This is a genomic window from Pseudomonas sp. Irchel s3f19, assembly GCF_900187555.1.
GTDB classification, from domain to species: Bacteria; Pseudomonadota; Gammaproteobacteria; order Pseudomonadales; family Pseudomonadaceae; genus Aquipseudomonas; species Aquipseudomonas capeferrum.
Genome location: NZ_FYDW01000013.1, coordinates 56,853 through 75,634, shown reverse-complemented (window position 1 = coordinate 75,634; position 18,782 = coordinate 56,853). Strand labels below are relative to the sequence as shown.

The window sequence follows — 18,782 nt, the reverse complement described above, 5'->3', positions numbered from 1 at the left end:
CGTGGAAGCTAACGTCGTCGACCATACCTCCATGTGGAGTCTGGTCAGCAATGCCAGCGTGGTGGTACAGCTGGTAATGCTGATCCTGGTGGCCGCCTCGGTCACCTCATGGATCATGATCTTTCAGCGCAGCACCATGCTGCGCGCCGGTCGTCGTGCGCTGGATGCCTTCGAGGAGCGCTTCTGGTCGGGTATCGACCTGTCCAAGCTGTACCGTCAGGCAGGCAGTAACCCGGACCCTGATTCGGGCGTGGAGCAAGTCTTCCGCGCAGGTTTCAAGGAGTTTTCGCGCCTGCGCCAGCAGCCTGGCGTAGACCCGGACGCGGTCATGGAAGGCGTTGGCCGGGCCATGCGCGTGGCCATCTCGCGTGAGGAAGAAAAGCTCGAGCAGAGCCTGCCGTTCCTCGCCACTGTTGGTTCGACCAGCCCGTACATCGGCTTGTTCGGTACCGTGTGGGGCATCATGAACTCCTTCCGCGGCCTGGCCAGCGCCCAGCAGGCCACTTTGGCCACGGTTGCCCCAGGTATCGCCGAAGCCCTGATCGCCACCGCAATCGGCCTGTTCGCGGCAATCCCTGCGGTTATCGCCTACAACCGTTTCGCCGCACGCAGCGAAGTGCTGATCGGCCGTTACTACACCTTCGCCGACGAGTTCCAGGCGATCCTGCACCGCAAAGTGCACACCAGCGAAGAGTAATCAGGTAGAAGCCCATGGCCCGAGTTCGCCACAAACGCAAGCCGGTCGCCGAGATGAACGTGGTGCCCTACATCGACGTGATGCTGGTGCTGCTGGTCATCTTCATGGTGACGGCCCCCATGCTCAACCAGGGCGTGAAGGTCGACCTGCCCAAGGTTTCCAGTGAAGCCTTGCCGCAAGACAACAACGTCCAGATTCTCACCATCTCCATCAAGGCCGACAAGACCTACTACTGGAACCTCGGCAGCGAAGTCGATACCGATAAACAGATGGACAAGGCCATGACCTTGCCCGACATGACCAACGCAGTGACCAAGATCATTGCTGCCGGTCGTGACCAGGGCAAGCAGACCCAGGTCTTCATTCGTGGCGACAAGGCTGTCGACTACGGCGCGGTCATGGGTGCCATGGGCGGGTTGCAGAAGGCCGGTGTCGGTAACGTTGGCCTGATTACCGAGGCGCCCTGATGCAACAGCGAGAGCCATCCGCCTCGGAAAGCTACTTCTGGCCCAGTGTCTGGGCCATCGGCCTGCATGTGCTGGTGTTCGCTATGCTGTTCGTCAGTTTTGCCATGACGCCTGAACTGCCGCTTTCCAAGCCGATCGTCCAGGCTACTCTGTATCAGCTCAAGTCCAAGAGCCAGGCGACTACCCAGACCAATCAGAAGATTGCCGGGGAAGCGAAGAAAACCGCCTCGCGCCAGACCGAAGTCGAGCAGCTGGAGCAGAAGAAGGTCGAGCAAGAGGCCGTGAAGGCCGCGGAACAAAAGAAAGCCGACGCCGCTCAAAAGGCCGAGGAGGCTCGCGAGGCCGCCGAAGCCAAGAAGGCCGAGGACGCCGCCAAGGCCGCCGAGGCGAAAGAGGCCACCGAGGCCAAGAAAGCCGCCGAAGCCAAGAAGGCCGATGAGGCGAAGAAAGCCGCCGAGAAACAGCAGGCCGACATCGCCAAGAAGAAGGCTGAGGAAGAGGCCAAGAAGAAAGCCGCCGAGGACGCCAAGAAAGAGGCCGCCGAGGAAGCGAAAAAACAAGCCACCGAGGATGCCAAGAAAAAGGCAGCCGAAGAGGCCAAGAAGAAAGCAGCCGAGGACGCCAAGAAGAAAGCGGCGGCCGAGGACGCGAAGAAGAAGGCAGCTGAAGAGGCCAAGAAAAAGGCCGCGGCAGACGCCCAGAAGAAAAAGGCACAGGAAGCGGCCCGCAAGTCGGCAGAAGACAAGAAAGCCCAGGCCCTGGCCGAGCTGTTGTCCGATACCACCGAGCGGCAGCAGGCGCTGGCTGACGAGCAAGGTGACCAGGTGGCCGGCGATTTCGACGACCTGATCCGCATGCGCGCAGCCGAGGGCTGGGCACGTCCGCCTTCCGCGCGCAAGGGCATGACGGTAGTCCTGCAGATCAACATGCTGCCAGATGGCACCATCACCAACGTCAGCGTGTTGCGCTCCAGTGGCGACGGCCCGTTTGACAGTTCGGCGGTGGCAGCGATGAAGAACATCGGTCGTCTGACCGAAATGCAGGGTATGAAGCCGAGCGATTTCAACAGGTATCGTTCGTTCAAGATGACATTTACTCCTGAGGATCTAGCGTTGTGATTAAACTCCTTCGAGGACTGCTGGTCATGCTGTGCTGCGTGGCAGGCATGGCCGTAGCAGAGGAAAAGAACATCCTGGTCACCAGCGGCAGCGACCGGGCCACGCCCATCGCGGTAGTGCCGTTCGGTCTGCAGGGCGGCAGCGTGCTGCCCGAAGACATGGCTGACATCATTGGCAACGACCTGCGCAACTCCGGCTACTACTCGCCGATCCCGCGGCAGAACATGATCAGCCAGCCTTCCCAGGCCAGCGAAGTCATCTTCCGCGACTGGAAGGCGTTGGGTGCGCAGTACGTGATGGTCGGCAGCATCGTGCCGTCCGGCGGCCGCCTGCAGGTGCAGTACGCCCTGTTCAACGTCGCCACCGAGCAGCAAGTGCTGACCGGCAGCGTGGCGGGCAGCGTCGACCAACTGCGTGACATGTCGCACTACATCGCCGACCAGTCGTTCGAAAAGCTCACCGGCATCAAGGGTGCGTTCTCTACCCGCATGCTGTACGTGACGGCCGAGCGTTTCTCCACCAACAACACCCGTTACACCCTGCAGCGCTCGGACTACGACGGTGCCCGGGCAGTGACCCTGCTGCAATCGCGTGAGCCGATCCTGTCGCCACGCTTTGCACCGGATGGCAAGCGTATTGCCTATGTGTCGTTCGAGCAGAAGCGCCCGCGCATCTTCGTGCAGCACATCGACACCGGCCGCCGTGAGCAGGTCACCAACTTCGAAGGCCTCAACGGTGCACCGGCCTGGTCGCCTGACGGTTCGCGCCTGGCGTTCGTGCTGTCGAAAGATGGCAACCCGGACATCTACGTGATGAACGTGGCTTCGCGTCAGATCAGCCGTGTCACTGCCGGCCCCGGTATCAATACCGAGCCGTTCTGGGGCAAGGATGGCAACACCCTGTACTTCACCTCCGACCGTGGCGGCAAGCCGCAGATCTACAAACAGTCGGTCAGTGGTGGTAGCGCCGAGCGCGTAACTTTCGTTGGTAACTACAACGCCAACCCGAAACTTTCGGCGGACGAAAAGACGCTGGTGATGATCCACCGTCAGCAGGGCTTCACCAACTTCAAAGTGGCGGCACAGGACTTGCAGCGCGGAAGTGTAAAGATTCTCTCAGAAACAAGTCTTGATGAGTCTCCCACTGTTGCGCCAAACGGCACCATGCTAATCTACGCCACCCGCCAGCAGGGCCGGGGAGTCTTGATGCTCGTGTCGCTTAATGGCCGCGTGAGGCTCCCACTTCCTACCGCTCAAGGCGAAGTCAGAGAACCGTCCTGGTCCCCTTACCTGAACTGATTGCGGCGTAATACGTTTTGCTTAACACACTGGGGTTTCATTAGGAGTTTCACGATGGAAATGCTGAAGTTTGGTAAATTCGCTGCGCTGGCTCTGGCCATGGCTGTAGCTGTAGGTTGCTCCTCGAAAGGCGGTGACAACGCTGGTGAAGGCGCTGTTGACCCGAACGCTGGCTACGGTGCCAACACTGGCGCTGTCGACGGCTCCCTGAGCGAAGAAGCCGCCCTGCGCGCAATCACCACCTTCTACTTCGAATACGACAGCTCGGACCTGAAGCCAGAAGCCATGCGCGCTCTGGACGTTCACGCCAAGGACCTGAAGTCCAACGGCAACCGCGTTGTTCTGGAAGGCAACACCGACGAGCGCGGCACCCGCGAGTACAACATGGCTCTGGGTGAGCGTCGTGCCAAGGCCGTTCAGCGTTACCTGGTTCTGCAGGGCGTTTCCCCTGCTCAGCTGGAACTGGTCTCCTACGGTGAAGAGCGTCCTGTTGCTACCGGCAACGACGAGCAATCCTGGGCTCAGAACCGTCGCGTAGAACTGCGTAAGTAAGTTCCCATGCGAATGTGCCGCCGTGTAGTAACCGTCCTCGCACTCAGCCTGCCGCTCGCGGCCTGGGCTGAGGTCCCTGTAGTAGATGACAACGCAGGCAGTTATCCGCCTGCGGGTTATGGCACGAGCGGCGCCTATGCCGGGGCAGGGGCTTCAACCCCTGCCTCGGCACAGGGCCAGCTGTTCATGCAGCTGCAACAGATGCAGGACCAGCTTTCCCGCCAGCAAGGCATCATCGAAGAGCTGCAAAACGATGTGTCGCGCATGAAGCAGGAAAACCTGGAGCGATACCAGGACCTGGACCGTCGCATCAACAGTGGTGCCGCGCCTGCCGCGACCCCTGACAATTCCTCTACCGGGGGCGCATCCAATGCCGCCGCCGGTGCAGCAGCAGGTGCCGCTGGCGCCGCTGCGCAACAACCGGCCGCCAGTGGCGAGCCCGGTGATCCGGCGAAAGAGAAGCTCTATTACGATGCTGCTTTCGACCTGATCAAGCAGAAGGACTTCGACAAGGCCAGCCAGGCGTTCAACGCCTTCCTGCGCAAGTACCCCAACAGCCAGTACGCCGGCAATGCCCAGTATTGGCTGGGTGAGGTGAACCTGGCCAAGGGTGACCTGCCAGGCGCCAGCCAGGCGTTCGCGCAGGTGAGCCAGAAGTACCCCAAGCACAGCAAGGTGCCTGATTCGCTGTACAAGCTGGCCGACGTCGAGCGCCGCATGGGCCACACCGACAAGGTCAAAGGCATTCTGCAACAGGTCATTACCCAGTACCCTGGCACATCCGCCGCGCAACTGGCGCAGCGTGACCTGCAAAAGCTCTAAGCAGCACCCTTCGCAAGAAACCCGCGCCAGTCGCGGGTTTTTTCGTTAGAATCACTGCCCTTTTTCTTAAACACGCTGCAGCGGATAACGCCATGTCGAGTCCGCGACAGTGCCTGACGGAGGCGGACAGCCTGTTTAGCTGTCACGCCCGTGGCGATCATGCAAGACACACTACGCATCACCGAAGTTTTTTACTCTTTGCAGGGTGAAACACGAACGGCTGGGCTGCCCACGGTTTTCGTGCGCCTGACCGGTTGCCCCCTGCGCTGTCAGTACTGCGACAGTGCCTACGCGTTCAGCGGCGGCACCCTGCGCACACTCGATTCGATCATGGAACAGGTGGCCGGTTTCAAGCCGCGTTACGTCTGCGTAACGGGCGGCGAGCCGTTGGCCCAGCCCAATGCCTTGCCGTTGCTTCAGCAACTGTGCGATGCCGGCTACGAGGTTTCGCTGGAGACCAGCGGCGCGCTGGATATTTCGGGTACCGACACCCGCGTCAGCCGTGTGGTCGACCTGAAGACGCCAGGCTCCGAGGAGTCGCACCGTAATCGCTATGAGAACATCGAGCACTTGACCCGCAACGACCAGGTCAAGTTCGTGATCTGCTCGCGCGAGGACTATGACTGGGCGGTGTCCAAGCTGATCCAGTACAACCTTGCCGAGCGTGCCGGCGAGGTATTGTTCTCGCCTAGCCATCACCAGGTGCGCGCGAGTGACCTGGCCGACTGGATCATTGCCGACAACCTGCCCGTACGCTTCCAGCTGCAGCTGCACAAGCTGCTGTGGAACGACGAACCCGGACGTTGATTGAGGAGTAGCAGTACATGACTGAAAAACGCGCGGTAATCCTGCTGTCTGGCGGCCTCGACTCGGCCACCGTTGTTGCCATGGCCAAGGCCGAGGGCTACAGCTGTTACACCATGAGTTTCGACTACGGCCAGCGTCATCGTGCAGAACTCGATGCCGCTGCCCGCGTGGCTCGCGACCTCGGGGTGGTCGAGCACAAGGTCATCGGCCTGAGCCTGGACGGTATCGGTGGCTCGGCCCTGACCGACAGCAGCATCGATGTACCGGAAACCCCCGGTGAGGGGATTCCAGTCACCTACGTGCCAGCGCGCAACACTGTGTTTCTGTCCCTGGCCCTGGGTTGGGCGGAAGTGCTCGAAGCGCGTGACATCTTCATTGGCGTCAATGCCGTGGACTACTCCGGTTACCCGGACTGCCGCCCCGAATTCGTTGAAGCCTTCGAGCGCATGGCCAACCTGGCGACCAAGGCGGGCGTCGAAGGGCAGGGCTTCCGTATCCAGGCGCCGTTGCAGAACCTGAGCAAGGCACAGATCGTTCAGGAGGGCATCGCCCGCGGTGTGGACTACAGCTTGACGGTGTCCTGCTACCAGGCCGATGAGCAGGGCCGTGCCTGCGGCAAGTGCGACAGCTGCCGCCTGCGTGCCGATGGCTTCAAAGCTGCCGGTGTGAGCGACCCGACGCGTTATTTTTGATTTTTTTGCCGTAGGGTGTTGATTTCCCGTTAGAAATCAGTATTATACGCGCCATCCAACGGGTCGTTAGCTCAGTTGGTAGAGCAGTTGGCTTTTAACCAATTGGTCGTAGGTTCGAATCCTACACGACCCACCATACGCAGTAAGTCAAAGCCCGCTACCGGCAACGGTCGCGGGCTTTGACGTTTCTGGCTCGTGTTGCTTGCCTTGGCCCATCGCCGGCGAGCCGGCGATGGGCTGCAAAGCGGCCCCGTTACTCGGCCCACTCCGGGTCGCCGGTAAACACCACGGTCAGCCAGCGGTCCGGCCCTTCGCCGCCCACGGCATCACCGATCTCGTTGCGCAGTGCATCCCACTCATCGATGGTTTTCGCGCCCATGCCGGTCGGCACGATGAAGTACAGCTCGATCTCCCGCGAGCGCCCCACCTTGGCCACATAAGCGCGGTAAGACTGCAGGCCGTGGCGCGCGACGAATGCCTTGGCTACCTCGTCGACATGCAGTTTGAGGTCGCCCGGTGTCACCAGGAAAATCTCCGAAAATGCCTGGCGTACCACCGACAACGGCAACGGAATGATCACCAGGCAGACCAGTGCCAGTACCGCCGGGTCGATGTACGGTGACATCCACTCCCACTGCGTGCCTTGCACGGCATAACCAAAGCAGAAGGCGATCAGCAACGCGGCGGTAATGCTGGCCGACATCACCCAGCCCTTGACGTCCATGCGCACGAAGTCCGAACCCAGCTTGCGGTTGGCCCGGGCTTCGATCACCGCGATGGTCACGCAGGCAATCACGGTGAGTACCGCGTAGACCATGGCAATGCCGAATTCCAGGTGGCGCCCGCCTTGCAGCACGCTGCTGACGGCGTTGATCAGCGCATAGATGGCCACGCCGCTGAGCAGGATGCCATTGAGCGCCAGCACCATCGGCTCCAGGTGCCAGAAGCCCATGGTGAAGCGCTCGCGCAGTTTGCGTGACATGTGCGCGGTGGTGGTGTGCGAGGTGATCAGCTTGACCACCACCAGCGACAGCCCGCTCATGCTGGCGTCGACCAGTGAATAGACGCCGTCGAAGATGATCGAGAACGAGCCGGAGGCCAGGCCGAAGGCGATGCCGATGGTGGCGATGAACAGGGTGACGGCGATCGAGGTGCGTAGCAGGCCTTGTTCGCTGGTGATGTCGAAGAATGGGGGTTTGTGTGCTGCTTCCATGGGTAAAGCTCTTTCAAAAGGTGGGTTGCCTGTACCGGCCTCTTCGCGGGGCAAGCCCGCTCCACAGGTGCGGCACCGCTCTCAAGGCTGGTGATAATCCTGTGGGAGCGGGCTTGCCCCGCGAAGCGGCCAGTACAGACTAGACGCGAAACTGCTCCATCAAGGCTTGCTGCTGGTTGGCCAGCCGGTTCAGTGCCTGGCTGATCCGCGCCGACTCCTCGGCCTGGCCAGACAGCGATTCTGTCACATCGCGGATGCCGGCCACGTTGCGGTTCACTTCCTCGGCCACCGCACTTTGCTCTTCCGCTGCCGAGGCGATCTGCAGGTTCATGTCGCTGATCACCGCCACCGCCTCGCCGATTCGCTGCAGGGCCGGCAGTGCCTGCTCCATGCGCGTTGCGCTGGCTTGGGCCTGGCGTTGGCCTTCATGCATGGCGCCCACCACATCCTCGGTGCCTTGCTGCAAGCCTTCGATGACCTGGCGGATTTCCTCGACCGATACCTGGGTGCGTTGGGCCAGGCTGCGCACTTCATCGGCGACCACGGCAAAACCGCGTCCGGCTTCGCCAGCCCGGGCGGCTTCGATGGCGGCATTGAGCGCCAGCAGGTTGGTCTGCTCGGCAATGGCGCGGATCACATCCAGCACCGAGCCAATTTGCTCGCTGCGGCTTTCCAGGGCGCGTGCTTCGTCCATCGCGGTGGTCATGTCGGCGGCCAGGCGGTCGATGGCCTGGCGGGTACTGGCGATCAGTTGCAGGCCCTCGCGGCTCGCCTGGTCGGCGCCACGAGCCGCCTGAGCTGCCTGGGCGGCATTGTGGGCGACATCCAGTGCGGTAGCGCTCATTTCGTTGGCGGCGGTGGCCACCTGCTCGATTTCCCGGTACTGTTGCTGCATGCCGTTGCTGGTTTGGCTGGCGATGGCAGTGGACTGGTCGGCGGTGCCGCGGGCTTCCTGCAGCGAGCCCTTGACCTGGGCAATTACGGGTTGGAGTTTGTCGAGGAAGCGGTTGAACCAGCCAGTCAGCCGGCCCAGTTCGTCCTCGCGGGCGTAGTCCAGACGGCGGGTCAGGTCCCCTTCACCGCTGGCGATGTCCTCCAGGCGCGCCGCTACGGCAAGGATCGGCCGGGTTACCCCGCGTGCGGTCAGCCAGACCAGCAGCAGGCCCAGCACGGCAGCGGCGAGGCCAATCATCAGGCTGGTGAGGTTGGCGCGCTGGTTGTTCGCGTCCAGCCGTTGGTTGAGGGCGACTGCCGGCGCTTGCAGGACGCTTTGTGGCACTTCAAGCAGTACCTGCCAGGGGGCCGCTTCGGGGATCGGTGCGAAGGGGTGGGCAACCCGCAGCAGGCCGCTCGCCACGCTCGTGCTCAGCGCCTTGCCGAGCTGAGAGCTGTCGCGGCTGTGGCCTGCCAGCAGGCCGGCCGGGCTGACGATGCTGACCTGGCCCTGGCCATCGAACAGCTCCTGACGGCCGTCCAGGCTCAGCTGCTGCAGGTTGTCCAGGCCAATGTCCAGGCCGATCACGCCGATGACCTTGCCGTTTTCCAGCAGGGGCAGGGCGATGCTGGTCATCAGCACCTCGCGGCCATTGACCTGGTCGAGGTACGGTTCGAGCATGCAGGTCTGGGCCGTCTCTTGCGGGCAGGTCAGCCAGCGGTTCTGCGGGCTGCCGCTGGTGCTGGTGCGGGTGTCGGCCAGCATCGATTCCGGCATGGCTTCTGCTTCGAGGGTGCCAGGGCGCGGTTGCGACCAGTACAGCGAGAACCGCCCGCTGTCGTTGCTGCCCAGGGCATCCTGGCCGATGTACTGGCTGTCCTGGTGGTCCAGAGCATTGGGCTGGAACACTAGGTAAAGGCCGATCACATCCGGGTTGCCGGCCAGGCTGGCACGCGCTTCGCGGGTCAGGTCGCCGCGCAGGTCGCTGCCGCCGCGGGCCTTCAATACCTGCACCAAGCGGCGCAAGCCATTGCCATACTGATAAGCGTCCATGAAATAGCGCTGGATGCGCAATGCCTGGGTCTGGGCGTGCGCTTGCAGGCGCAGGTGCGCGCTCTGGTCGAGCATTTTGGTGTTGGCCTGGTTGACCAGTGCCGCGCTGCGCCGGGCCTGGGTCAGCGAGGTGGCGACCAGCAGGGCGACGATGGCCAGCAGGCACAAGCCGGCAAGCAGGGTGATCTTCCACTGGATGGAGAGGCGGCGCAGCGGCATAGGGGCTTTCCTTTTCGATCAAGCGCAACGCCCGCTATCAGGCGCGGGCGTTGTCGGCAGCGTGGGTCATTCAGCGATGCAGTTCGGTGGGGCAACCCTGAAGGCCTTGGTCAGCCAGGCCAGGTAGCACAAGCCGAACAATGCCCAGATGCCGCCAAACATCAGCGAGTGCGCGTTCAAGTCCAGCCACAGCGAAACAATGATGCAGAAGCCGATGGTCGGCAGCACCAAGTACTTGAGCTTGTTGGCCAGCCCCTGGCGATTGCCCTCGCGCAGGTAGCAGTGGTTGATCACCGACAGGTTGACGAAGCTGAAGGCCACCAGGGCGCCGAAGTTGATGATTGAAGTGGCCGTGACCAGGTCGAAGAAGATGGCCGACAGCGAAATCAACCCCACCACCGCGATGTTCATGACCGGCGTCTTGTAGCGCGAATGCAGGCGGGCAAAGATGCTGGCCGGGATCACGTTGTCGCGGCCCATCACGTACAGCAAGCGTGACACGCTGGTCTGCGAGGCCAGGCCCGAGGCGATGGTATTGATCACGGTGCAGGCGATGAACACCGACTGGAACAGCTTGCCGCCCACGTACAGGGCGATTTCCGGCAAGGCAGCTTCCTGGTCATGGAAGCGCGCCATGGTCGGGAAGTAGGCCTGGATGAAGTACGACACCAGGATGAACACCATCCCGCCGATCAGCGCGGTGAGGAAGATCGCCCGTGGGATGGTCTTGCCCGGGTCGCGGGTTTCTTCCGACAGGCAGGTGACTGCGTCGAAGCCCAGGAACGAGAAGCACAGAATGGTCGCGCCAGCGGCCAGGGCGCTGAGCTGGGTCTGGTTGTCGGCGAAGGGCAGCAGGCTCCAGGTGGTACCCATCCCTTCGCCATGGTGCAGGCCGCGCACGCAGAGGTAGATGAACACGCCGATGATTGCCACCTGCACCGCCACGAACAGCAGGTTGAAGTGCGCCACCAGGTTGATGCTGCGCATATTGATCAGGCTGATCAGGCTGACAAACCCGACCACCCACACCCACGCCGGCACTTCGGGGAACATGGCCGACAGGTAGAGCTTGGCCAGCAGCGCATTCACCATAGGCAGGAGCAGGTAGTCCAGCAGCGATGACCAGCCCACCAGGAAGCCAACGTGCGGGTTGATGGCGCGCTGGGTGTAGGTGTAAGCCGACCCCGATTGCGGGAAGCGTCGTACCAGAGTGCCATAGCTCACGGCGGTGAACAGAATGCCGGCCAGCGCCAGGATGTAGGCGCTGGGCACATGCCCGGCGGTGATGCCGGAAACAATCCCGAACGTGTCGAACACGGTCATCGGTGTCAGGTAGGCCAGGCCGATGATTACCACGTGCCAGAGGCGCAGGGATTTGTGGAATTGGCCGCTGCCGGTAGCGCTCTGGTCAGGCTGCATGCTGGCATGGCTCCTGCGGCTGGGCGTGAACGGCGGGCACAGTGATTGGCGCATGCGGCAAGTGCGAGCGGGTGGGCTCCATGTTGTTCACCTTTATTGTTCGGAGCAGAGGGAGGCGCGTGCGAGACGCCGGTTGTTCTTTGTGAGGTGGGCGCGGTGCAAGTGGTTAAAATAAAAAACGATGGGTAGGTTGGTGTCAAGTTAAACATGACAAGATGTTACGAAACTGAAATATTTATCGATTTGAACTAGGTTTTGTTCGGTTTTTGCGCGATTTTGTGCGCTTTTGCTCGATTTAGATGTCCGTAAAATTGAACAATCCCGCAGCGCTTCCTGCGCCTTTCAGGCGCTTCCTAAAAGCGGGATTTCTCTGCTTCGGCCGCCACGTGCCTCTGGCTGCAGTGATATTCTTCAGGCCCTGCGTGGCACCTGGCCGCGTGCAAGCCCTTATGGACAGCAATCGGTTTTATTCATGAAGAAATCAGTAGGCATCCTTTCCGGCCTGGCCCTTGCCATTGCCGTCGCAACCACCGCTGGCGCCTGGTACACCGGCGAGCGCCTGCCTGCGGAGCTGGAATATTCCGTCAACCGCAGCAACGCTGAACTGAAGAAAGCCCTGGTAGGCGTCGGCGGCAGCATGACCGTCGAACTGGTCTCGCTGGAGCGGCACTTCTTCAGCAGTACCGCCCAATACCGGCTCACCGCCAAGGACATCAACCTTGGCGACGGCGAGGCGGTCAATTTCGAGGTGGGCATGACCGACCAGATCGAGCATGGCCCGTTCCCTTGGTCGCGGGTCAAGGCGCTGAAGCTGATGCCAGTGCTGGCTGTCAGCAACAGCACGCTGGTCAAAGACGCATTCACCGCCCCCTGGTTCGCCGCAGCGGGCGAGCAGTCGCCGGTCAGCGCGCAGACCAGCCTGGGTTACGGCGGCAGCGTCGACAGCACGGTATTGCTGGCCCCGGCCAAGGTCACCGAAACCGATGGCAACAGCCTCGACTTCTCGGGCATGCAGCTGCACGTCAGCGGCGACCGCGAAGGTAAGGCGACCCAGTTCCAGGGCAGTGCCGAGCGCTTCGAGATGAAGGTGGTCCGCGATGATCAGCCGCCTGCCACGTTCGAGCTGAAAGGCCTGAAGGTCGGCGGCGACCTGGCGGCCACCAAGCATGATGCGATCTATGTCGGCAACGTCGACCTGTCGCTGGCTGAAACCAAGGTCACCTTGGGGCCCAAGCAGCAGGTGCTGTTGATTAAAGGTTTCGAGCAGAATGCCGTGCAAACCCTCGACGGCCCGGACACCGTGGGTGGGCGCGTGGCTTACACGCTGGCGGATATCACCTGGGACGGCCGCGCGGTCGGTAATGCTCAGTTGGCCGTGAGCATCAAGTCGCTCAACGCGCCGGCGCTGCAAGCGCTGTCGCACTGGTACCAGGCGCACGTTCCGGAGTTCGAGACAGCGGCCGCAGCCGGCCAGCCGGTGCCACAGATCCAGATGGACGAGGCCGAGAAGGCCAAGTTCCAGGGCGACCTGCAACAGCTGTTGGCGTCCAAGCCCAAGCTGGCCGTGGAAAACTTCTCGTTCAAGACGGCCAATGGCGAAAGCCGCTTCAACCTGGCCATGGACTTCGCCAGCCCGACCTCCTTCGACCTGCCGCCTGACCAGTTGAGCAAACAACTGATCAGCGAGGTGAAGAGCAAGCTGTCGCTGTCCAAGCCGATGATTGGCGACCTGGCAACCTTGCAGGCATTGCTGGAAGGGCAGACCGATGCCCAGGCGATCGCCATGCAGTCCAGCCAGGCGGGTGAAATGGTCGGCATGATGGCGCTGCAAAGCGGCATGGCCACGGTGCAGGGCAATGATGTGGTGAGCAGCCTGCACTACGCCGATGGCATGGTCGACTTCAATGGCCAGAAAATGACCGTGGAAGCGTTCGCGATGCTGATGTCCTCGCGTCTTGCAGCCTTGCAGCCGCAAGGTTGATTGGCTGAGCGGTACAGCCCTGTCGCCGGCAACCCGGTTACAGGGCTGTACAGGCTGCATAAAACCCTTTTGAATTGCCTCGATTGTCTGTAGCCTTCGGCGTCCGATAATAATCCGCGCCCGCAGAGGGCCGTGATGGCCTGCGCGCCGTCCGGCGCCCCTAGCCGATCTGCCAGGGCCGGGTGATACACTCGATTTGATGCGCACACGCGCCTGCAGGTCCAGCGATCATGACCCAGATTTCCGAACGCCTGTTGGTTCAGGCCCACCTCGACGCCAAACAGCCCAACCCGCTGACAGCCGAGCAGGAGGCCGAATACCGTGCGGCCATCGCTGCCGAGCTCAAGGCGCAGAACGCCGTGCTGGTCGCCCATTACTACTGCGATCCGGTGATCCAGGCGCTGGCCGAAGAGACCGGCGGTTGCGTATCCGACTCGTTGGAAATGGCCCGTTTCGGCAAGAACCACCCCGCCGAGACCGTGATCGTTGCCGGTGTGCGCTTCATGGGCGAAACGGCAAAAATTCTTACCCCCGAAAAACGCGTGCTGATGCCGACCCTCGAGGCCACCTGCTCCCTCGACCTGGGGTGCCCGGTTGAAGAGTTTTCGGCATTCTGCGACCAACACCCGGAACGTACCGTGGTGGTCTATGCCAATACCTCGGCGGCCGTGAAGGCGCGTGCCGACTGGGTGGTAACCTCCAGCTGCGCGCTGGAGATCGTCGAAAGCCTGATGGACAACGGCGAGACCATCATCTGGGGCCCGGACCAGCACCTGGGGCGCTACATTCAGAAGCAGACCGGCGCCGACATGCTGCTGTGGGACGGCGCGTGCATCGTTCACGAAGAATTCAAGTCGCGCCAACTGGCCGACATGAAGGCGCTTTACCCGGACGCAGCCATTCTGGTTCACCCTGAATCGCCCGAAGCGGTGATCGACCTGGCCGACGCGGTAGGTTCGACCAGCCAGTTGATCAAGGCCGCCCAGACCCTGCCGAACAAGACCTTCATCGTCGCCACCGACCGCGGCATCTTCTACAAGATGCAGCAGCTGTGCCCGGACAAGGAATTTATCGAGGCGCCGACGGCCGGTAACGGTGCAGCCTGCCGCAGTTGTGCGCACTGCCCGTGGATGGCGATGAATACCCTGGAGCGGGTGCTGGGTTGCCTGCGCACGGGCAGCAACGAGATTTTCGTTGACCCGGCGCTGGTGCCCAAGGCGATCAAGCCGCTGAACAGGATGCTCGATTTTACTCAGGCGGCGCGCTTGAAGTTGTCGGGTAACGCCTGATATTGCTGGGGCCGCTTTGCGGCCCATTCGCGGGGCAAGCCCGCTCCCACAACCCCGCTAACCTCAAGGGCAGCGGGGTACTTGTGGGGGCGGGCTTGCCCCGCGAATAGGGCGGTCCAGATGTGCCCTAGCGGCCCATCATGTCCTTGACCATCCGCTGCTGCTCCATGATCTCGCGCTGGCGCTGATCGATCTGCGACGCCAGCGGGAAGTTGCTGCCCGCACGGCGTTTGGCGTAATCCAGCTGCTGGATGGCCTGGTCGAAATCCCCCACCAAGGTGAAGTACTCGGCCCGTGCCCGGTGCAAGCCGATGGTATTGCCCGACAACCCCCGCACTTCGGCAACCTCGTACCACACATCCGGGTCATCCGGCCGGCTCTTGAGCAGGTCGTTAAGTACCTTTTCTGCCTCGGCCGGCTTGTTCTGCTTGACCAGCAGGTCGGCGCGCACCTGTTTCAGCGGGTAATTGCCTGGGTACAGCCCCTGCATCCGTTCGGCGCGCTGCTGTGCATCGGCCAGGCGGTTGTTGGTGATGTCCAGGTCGATCTGCGCCAGGTTGTAGGTAATGTCGTTGGGGGCCTTGGCCAGCAGCGGCTTGAGCAGCTCGCGGGCCTCGTTCAGCTGGCCACCCTTGATCTGCGCCAAGGCCAGGCCATAGCGCGCGGCGTCAAGCTTCGGGTCTTCGTCAAGCTGGGCGCGGAAGCGCTTGGCGGCAAGGCCCGGGGTGCCTTCGTAGGTGAGTGCCACGCGGGCGCGGATCAACTGGTAGCGCTGGGTGTCCTCGATGCCGCCCTTGGGCGCCTGCTCGGCGCGGTTGCGCGTGTCGGCAACCCGCGACTCGGTCACCGGGTGAGTCAGCAGAAATTCTGGCGGCTTGGCATCGTAGCGGTACTGGCGCGCCAGGCGCTCGAACATGCTGGGCATGTTGCGCGGATCGTAACCGGCTTTTTCCAGGTTCTGGATGCCGATGCGGTCGGCTTCCTGTTCATTTTGCCGCGAGAAGCGCCGCTGCTCCTGAATAGCGGCGGCCTGGGTGCCTGCGATCACGCCGATACCGGCGTCGCCGCCACCACCCGCGGCCAGCACGATGCCTGCCAGCAGGGCGGCCATCATCGGCAGTTGCATGCGTTGCTGGGCTTCGACGCCACGGGCGAAGTGGCGCTGCGACAAGTGCGCCAGTTCGTGAGCCAGTACCGAGGCGTATTCGCCCTCGGTCTGGGCATTGAGGAACAGCCCGCCGTTGACCCCGACGATGCCGCCAGGGGCGGCGAAGGCGTTGAGCTCGCGGCTGTCGATCAGGATGAACTCCAGGCGCCGGTCCTGCAACTGGCTGGTTTCCGCCAGGCGGTACACGCTGGTTTCGACGTAGTCCTTGAGCTGCGGGTCGTTCAACTGGTTGACCTGGCCACGCAATAGGCTCAGCCAGGCGCGGCCGAGCTGGTGCTCCTGTTGCGGCGAGACGATCGCAGAGCTGGCATCACCCAGTGATGGCAGGTCGTCAGCATGGCCGGGAAGGGCCATCAGGCAGGCCAGCGTCAACAGGGTAGGGCGCAGTAGATTCATGCACGAAGCTCGCGTCGGGTCAAAGGCCTCTACTGTAGCCCGCTCACACGTTGGCGACCAGTGGCGGTATCCTAGCGGGCCTGTTACCAAAGACGTCTGCCCCGCACGTGGAGAACCCCGATGAGTGACACCCTGACCTGCGACGCCGAACTCGACGCCAGCGGGCTGAACTGCCCGCTGCCACTGCTGAAGGCAAAGATGGAACTCAACCGCCTGGCCAGTGGCGCGGTGCTCAAGGTGATTGCTACCGATGCTGGCTCGCAGCGCGACTTCCGCACTTTTGCCAAGCTGGCCGGTCATACGCTGCTGCATGAAACGGCCGAGGCCGGCACCTACACCTACTGGCTGCGCAAGGCCTGAGTCTCAACCAAGGATCGTCAATGTTCAAAGTGCTTCGCGACTGGATGCAGCGCTATTTCTCCGATGAGGAGGCGGTGGTGCTGGCGGTCCTGCTGGTTCTGGCGTTTACCGCGGTACTGACCCTGGGCGGCATGTTGGCGCCGGTGCTGGCGGGGATGGTGCTGGCGTTTCTGCTGCAAGGCCTGGTCAACGCCCTGGAGCGCCTGCGGGTGCCCACCCGGCTGGCGGTGGCCGTGGTGTTTGCGTTGTTCATGGGGGCACTGGCGGTCATCCTGCTGGTGCTGGTGCCGTTGCTCTGGCATCAGCTGATCACCCTGTTCAACGAGCTGCCCGGCATGCTCGGCAAATGGCAGTCGCTGTTGCTGCTGCTGCCCGAGCGCTACCCGCACCTGGTGTCGGATGAGCAGGTATTGCATGCCATCGAGTCGGTGCGCGGTGAAATCGGCAAGTTCGGCCAGTGGGCACTGACCTTTTCGTTGTCGAGCCTGCCGCTGCTGGTCAACGCGATGATCTACCTGGTGCTGGTGCCGATCCTGGTGTTCTTCTTCCTCAAGGACCGCGAGGTGATCGGGCGTTGGGTGGTGGGTTATCTGCCCCGTGAGCGCACCTTACTCAACCGCGTGGGCAACGAGATGAACCGGCAGATCGCCAACTACATTCGCGGCAAGGGCATCGAGATTCTGATCTGCGGGGTTGCCACCTATATCGCGTTCATCAGCCTGGGGCTGAACTATGCGGCCTTGCTGGCGTTGCTGGTGGGCTTGTCGGTGGTGGTGCCCTATGTGGGCGCCGTGGTGGTGACCGTGCCGGTGACGTTGATTGCATTGTTCCAGTGGGGCTGGGGCGATCAGTTCATCTACCTGATGACGGTGTACGCGATCATTCAGGCGCTGGATGGCAACGTGCTGGTGCCGTTGCTGTTTTCCGAGGCGGTGAGCCTGCACCCGGTGGCGATCATCTGCGCGGTGCTGCTGTTTGGCGGGTTGTGGGGCTTCTGGGGGATCTTCTTTGCGATCCCGCTGGCAACGCTGTTCAAGGCGGTGCTGGATGCCTGGCCGCGGCAAGAGCCGACAGTGGCGCCGCTGTTGTGATTTTTGGGGCTGCAAAGCAGCCCCGACAATCTCAAGCCTTGTTCAACGCCTGAGCCGCCGCCAAGACGGCATCCACATGCCCGGGTACCTTCACCCCACGCCATTCCTGGCGCAGCACACCGTCCTTGTCGATCAGGAAGGTGCTGCGGTCCACGCCCATGTACTCCTTGCCATACAGCTTCTTCAGTTTGATCACGTCGAACAGCTGGCACAGGGCCTCGTCCTTGTCGCTGATCAGCTCGAACGGGAAGCCTTGCTTGGCCTTGAAGTTCTCATGCGACTTGAGGCCATCGCGCGATACGCCGAACACCACGGTATTGGCGGCGGCAAAGGCTTCATGCTGGTCACGGAAGCCCTGGCCCTGGGTGGTGCAGCCCGGGGTGCTGTCCTTGGGGTAGAAGTACACCACCACCTGGCGGCCCTTGAGCTCGGCAAGGCTGACCGCCTGGCCGCTGGTGGCCTGGGCCTGGAAATTGGCAACGGGTTGGTCGAGTGCTACGGCCATGGGGGCTTCCTTACATGGGGTTCTGTGGGCGCCAAGGCTCGATCAGCGCATCCAGGTTCAAGGCATCGGCAAAGTCCAGGAACTGGTCACGCAGCCAGCTGATCTGGGTGCCGGCCGGCAAAATCACGGTGAACTGGGCGTTGAGCATGCTGCTGCCGGTCTGTGGCGCCAGGTAGGTGTCGCAGGTCATGGCTTCGAGCTCGACACGGTGGTCGAGGAAGAACTGGCACAGCTCGTTGATGATGTCGGGGCGGTAGGCCGCGCTGACATAGGCCACGTAAGGCAGCGCCTGCGGGCGTACCTCCTGGTCGGCGCTGCGCACCACATCGAGGGTCAGGCCGTGCTTTTTGCCCAGGCCAGGCAGGGAGGCTTCAAGACGCGCCAGGGCGTCCCAGCTGCCACCGACCTGCAGCACCAGGGCGCTGGTCTCGCCATGGCGGCTCAGGCGCGAGGTGACTACCGCGCAGCGGTTCTCGACGGCAGCGCGGCTGAGGACGTTGGCCAGTTCCATGGGGTTTGGGCCCAGGGCACTGATGACAAGGAATTGTTCGCGGACGGTGGGGGTGGACATGCAGCATTCCTAAAGCGATGAGCGGTCGGTGCAGGACAGGCAAAAGCCTCCAGTCGGCAGTGCCCGGGGCTCGCATGCGAGGTCGTGGACGCCGGCGGGGAGCAAGGTCGACGGCCCGGCGGGCCGCGCT

18 protein-coding genes, 1 tRNA gene and 1 pseudogene are annotated in these 18,782 nt (G+C 62.5%); 13 read left to right on the top strand and 7 right to left on the bottom strand.

Annotated elements, in window-relative coordinates; translation table 11 throughout:
• The first annotated feature begins 1 nt into the window (after nucleotide 1).
• The 9 genes from tolQ (at nucleotide 2) to CKW22_RS22810 (ending at nucleotide 6,589) form a co-directional block, all read left to right on the top strand.
• Entirely contained in the window at nucleotides 2-697 is a 696-nt protein-coding gene (tolQ, locus tag CKW22_RS22850) for a protein TolQ (protein WP_008090219.1), read from the top strand.
• Nucleotides 698-711: 14 nt separating this feature from the next.
• Complete coding sequence (gene tolR / locus CKW22_RS22845) at nucleotides 712-1,164, top strand: protein TolR (RefSeq protein ID WP_012273765.1); 453 nt, start codon at nucleotides 712-714, stop codon at nucleotides 1,162-1,164.
• Nucleotides 1,164-2,282, top strand: coding sequence for a cell envelope integrity protein TolA (gene tolA, locus CKW22_RS22840; RefSeq protein ID WP_095065185.1), 1,119 nt, complete (start codon nucleotides 1,164-1,166; stop codon nucleotides 2,280-2,282). Before tolR ends, tolA begins: the two co-directional genes overlap by 1 nt.
• A gap of 26 nt (nucleotides 2,283-2,308) precedes the next feature.
• On the top strand, nucleotides 2,309-3,580 hold the full coding sequence (tolB, locus tag CKW22_RS22835; protein WP_033699839.1) for a Tol-Pal system beta propeller repeat protein TolB: 1,272 nt from the start codon (nucleotides 2,309-2,311) through the stop codon (nucleotides 3,578-3,580).
• 54 nt (nucleotides 3,581-3,634) lie between these two features.
• Entirely contained in the window at nucleotides 3,635-4,132 is a 498-nt protein-coding gene (pal, locus tag CKW22_RS22830) for a peptidoglycan-associated lipoprotein Pal (RefSeq protein ID WP_008090230.1), read from the top strand.
• Between the two features lie 6 nt (nucleotides 4,133-4,138).
• Nucleotides 4,139-4,954, top strand: coding sequence for a tol-pal system protein YbgF (ybgF, locus tag CKW22_RS22825; RefSeq protein WP_033699838.1), 816 nt, complete (start codon nucleotides 4,139-4,141; stop codon nucleotides 4,952-4,954).
• Nucleotides 4,955-5,113: 159 nt separating this feature from the next.
• Complete coding sequence (queE, locus tag CKW22_RS22820; RefSeq protein WP_033700214.1) at nucleotides 5,114-5,761, top strand: 7-carboxy-7-deazaguanine synthase QueE; 648 nt, start codon at nucleotides 5,114-5,116, stop codon at nucleotides 5,759-5,761.
• 17 nt (nucleotides 5,762-5,778) lie between these two features.
• Nucleotides 5,779-6,453: a 7-cyano-7-deazaguanine synthase QueC gene (gene queC / locus CKW22_RS22815; protein ID WP_033699837.1), complete on the top strand. Its 675-nt coding sequence runs from the start codon at nucleotides 5,779-5,781 to the stop codon at nucleotides 6,451-6,453.
• A 60-nt stretch (nucleotides 6,454-6,513) separates the two neighbouring features.
• Nucleotides 6,514-6,589: transfer RNA gene (locus CKW22_RS22810), tRNA-Lys, on the top strand.
• Nucleotides 6,590-6,706: 117 nt separating this feature from the next.
• On the opposite strand, the gene CKW22_RS22805 is transcribed toward CKW22_RS22810, so the two are convergent.
• The 4 genes and pseudogenes from CKW22_RS22805 to CKW22_RS22795 form a co-directional block, all read right to left on the bottom strand.
• Nucleotides 6,707-7,666: a cation diffusion facilitator family transporter gene (locus CKW22_RS22805; protein WP_095065183.1), complete on the bottom strand. Its 960-nt coding sequence runs from the start codon at nucleotides 7,664-7,666 to the stop codon at nucleotides 6,707-6,709.
• Nucleotides 7,667-7,805: 139 nt separating this feature from the next.
• Complete coding sequence (locus CKW22_RS28210; RefSeq protein ID WP_371856443.1) at nucleotides 7,806-8,561, bottom strand: methyl-accepting chemotaxis protein; 756 nt, start codon at nucleotides 8,559-8,561, stop codon at nucleotides 7,806-7,808.
• 102 nt (nucleotides 8,562-8,663) lie between these two features.
• Nucleotides 8,664-9,653 (bottom strand): annotated as a pseudogene (locus CKW22_RS28205) (HAMP domain-containing protein); the annotation flags it as partial.
• A 285-nt stretch (nucleotides 9,654-9,938) separates the two neighbouring features.
• On the bottom strand, nucleotides 9,939-11,291 hold the full coding sequence (locus CKW22_RS22795; RefSeq protein ID WP_033699834.1) for an APC family permease: 1,353 nt from the start codon (nucleotides 11,289-11,291) through the stop codon (nucleotides 9,939-9,941).
• A 472-nt stretch (nucleotides 11,292-11,763) separates the two neighbouring features.
• Between CKW22_RS22795 and CKW22_RS22790 the strand changes: the two genes are divergently transcribed.
• Nucleotides 11,764-13,272, top strand: coding sequence for a YdgA family protein (locus CKW22_RS22790; protein ID WP_095065179.1), 1,509 nt, complete (start codon nucleotides 11,764-11,766; stop codon nucleotides 13,270-13,272).
• A 230-nt stretch (nucleotides 13,273-13,502) separates the two neighbouring features.
• Nucleotides 13,503-14,561, top strand: a complete 1,059-nt coding sequence (nadA, locus tag CKW22_RS22785; protein ID WP_095065177.1) for a quinolinate synthase NadA — start codon at nucleotides 13,503-13,505, stop codon at nucleotides 14,559-14,561.
• A gap of 127 nt (nucleotides 14,562-14,688) precedes the next feature.
• On the opposite strand, the gene CKW22_RS22780 is transcribed toward nadA, so the two are convergent.
• A complete protein-coding gene (locus CKW22_RS22780; protein ID WP_033699831.1) occupies nucleotides 14,689-16,125 on the bottom strand; it encodes a M48 family metalloprotease in 1,437 nt (478 codons plus the stop codon).
• Between the two features lie 120 nt (nucleotides 16,126-16,245).
• Between CKW22_RS22780 and CKW22_RS22775 the strand changes: the two genes are divergently transcribed.
• Together CKW22_RS22775 and CKW22_RS22770 are read left to right on the top strand one after the other, a co-directional pair.
• On the top strand, nucleotides 16,246-16,485 hold the full coding sequence (locus tag CKW22_RS22775) for a sulfurtransferase TusA family protein (RefSeq protein WP_027594652.1): 240 nt from the start codon (nucleotides 16,246-16,248) through the stop codon (nucleotides 16,483-16,485).
• Between the two features lie 20 nt (nucleotides 16,486-16,505).
• Nucleotides 16,506-17,576, top strand: coding sequence for an AI-2E family transporter (locus CKW22_RS22770; protein WP_033699830.1), 1,071 nt, complete (start codon nucleotides 16,506-16,508; stop codon nucleotides 17,574-17,576).
• A gap of 31 nt (nucleotides 17,577-17,607) precedes the next feature.
• Here the strand turns inward: CKW22_RS22770 and CKW22_RS22765 are convergent, their stop codons facing one another.
• Entirely contained in the window at nucleotides 17,608-18,081 is a 474-nt protein-coding gene (locus CKW22_RS22765) for a peroxiredoxin (protein WP_033699829.1), read from the bottom strand.
• A gap of 10 nt (nucleotides 18,082-18,091) precedes the next feature.
• Nucleotides 18,092-18,652, bottom strand: a complete 561-nt coding sequence (locus CKW22_RS22760; protein WP_033699827.1) for a glycine cleavage system protein R — start codon at nucleotides 18,650-18,652, stop codon at nucleotides 18,092-18,094.
• Between the last annotated feature and the right edge of the window lie 130 nt (nucleotides 18,653-18,782).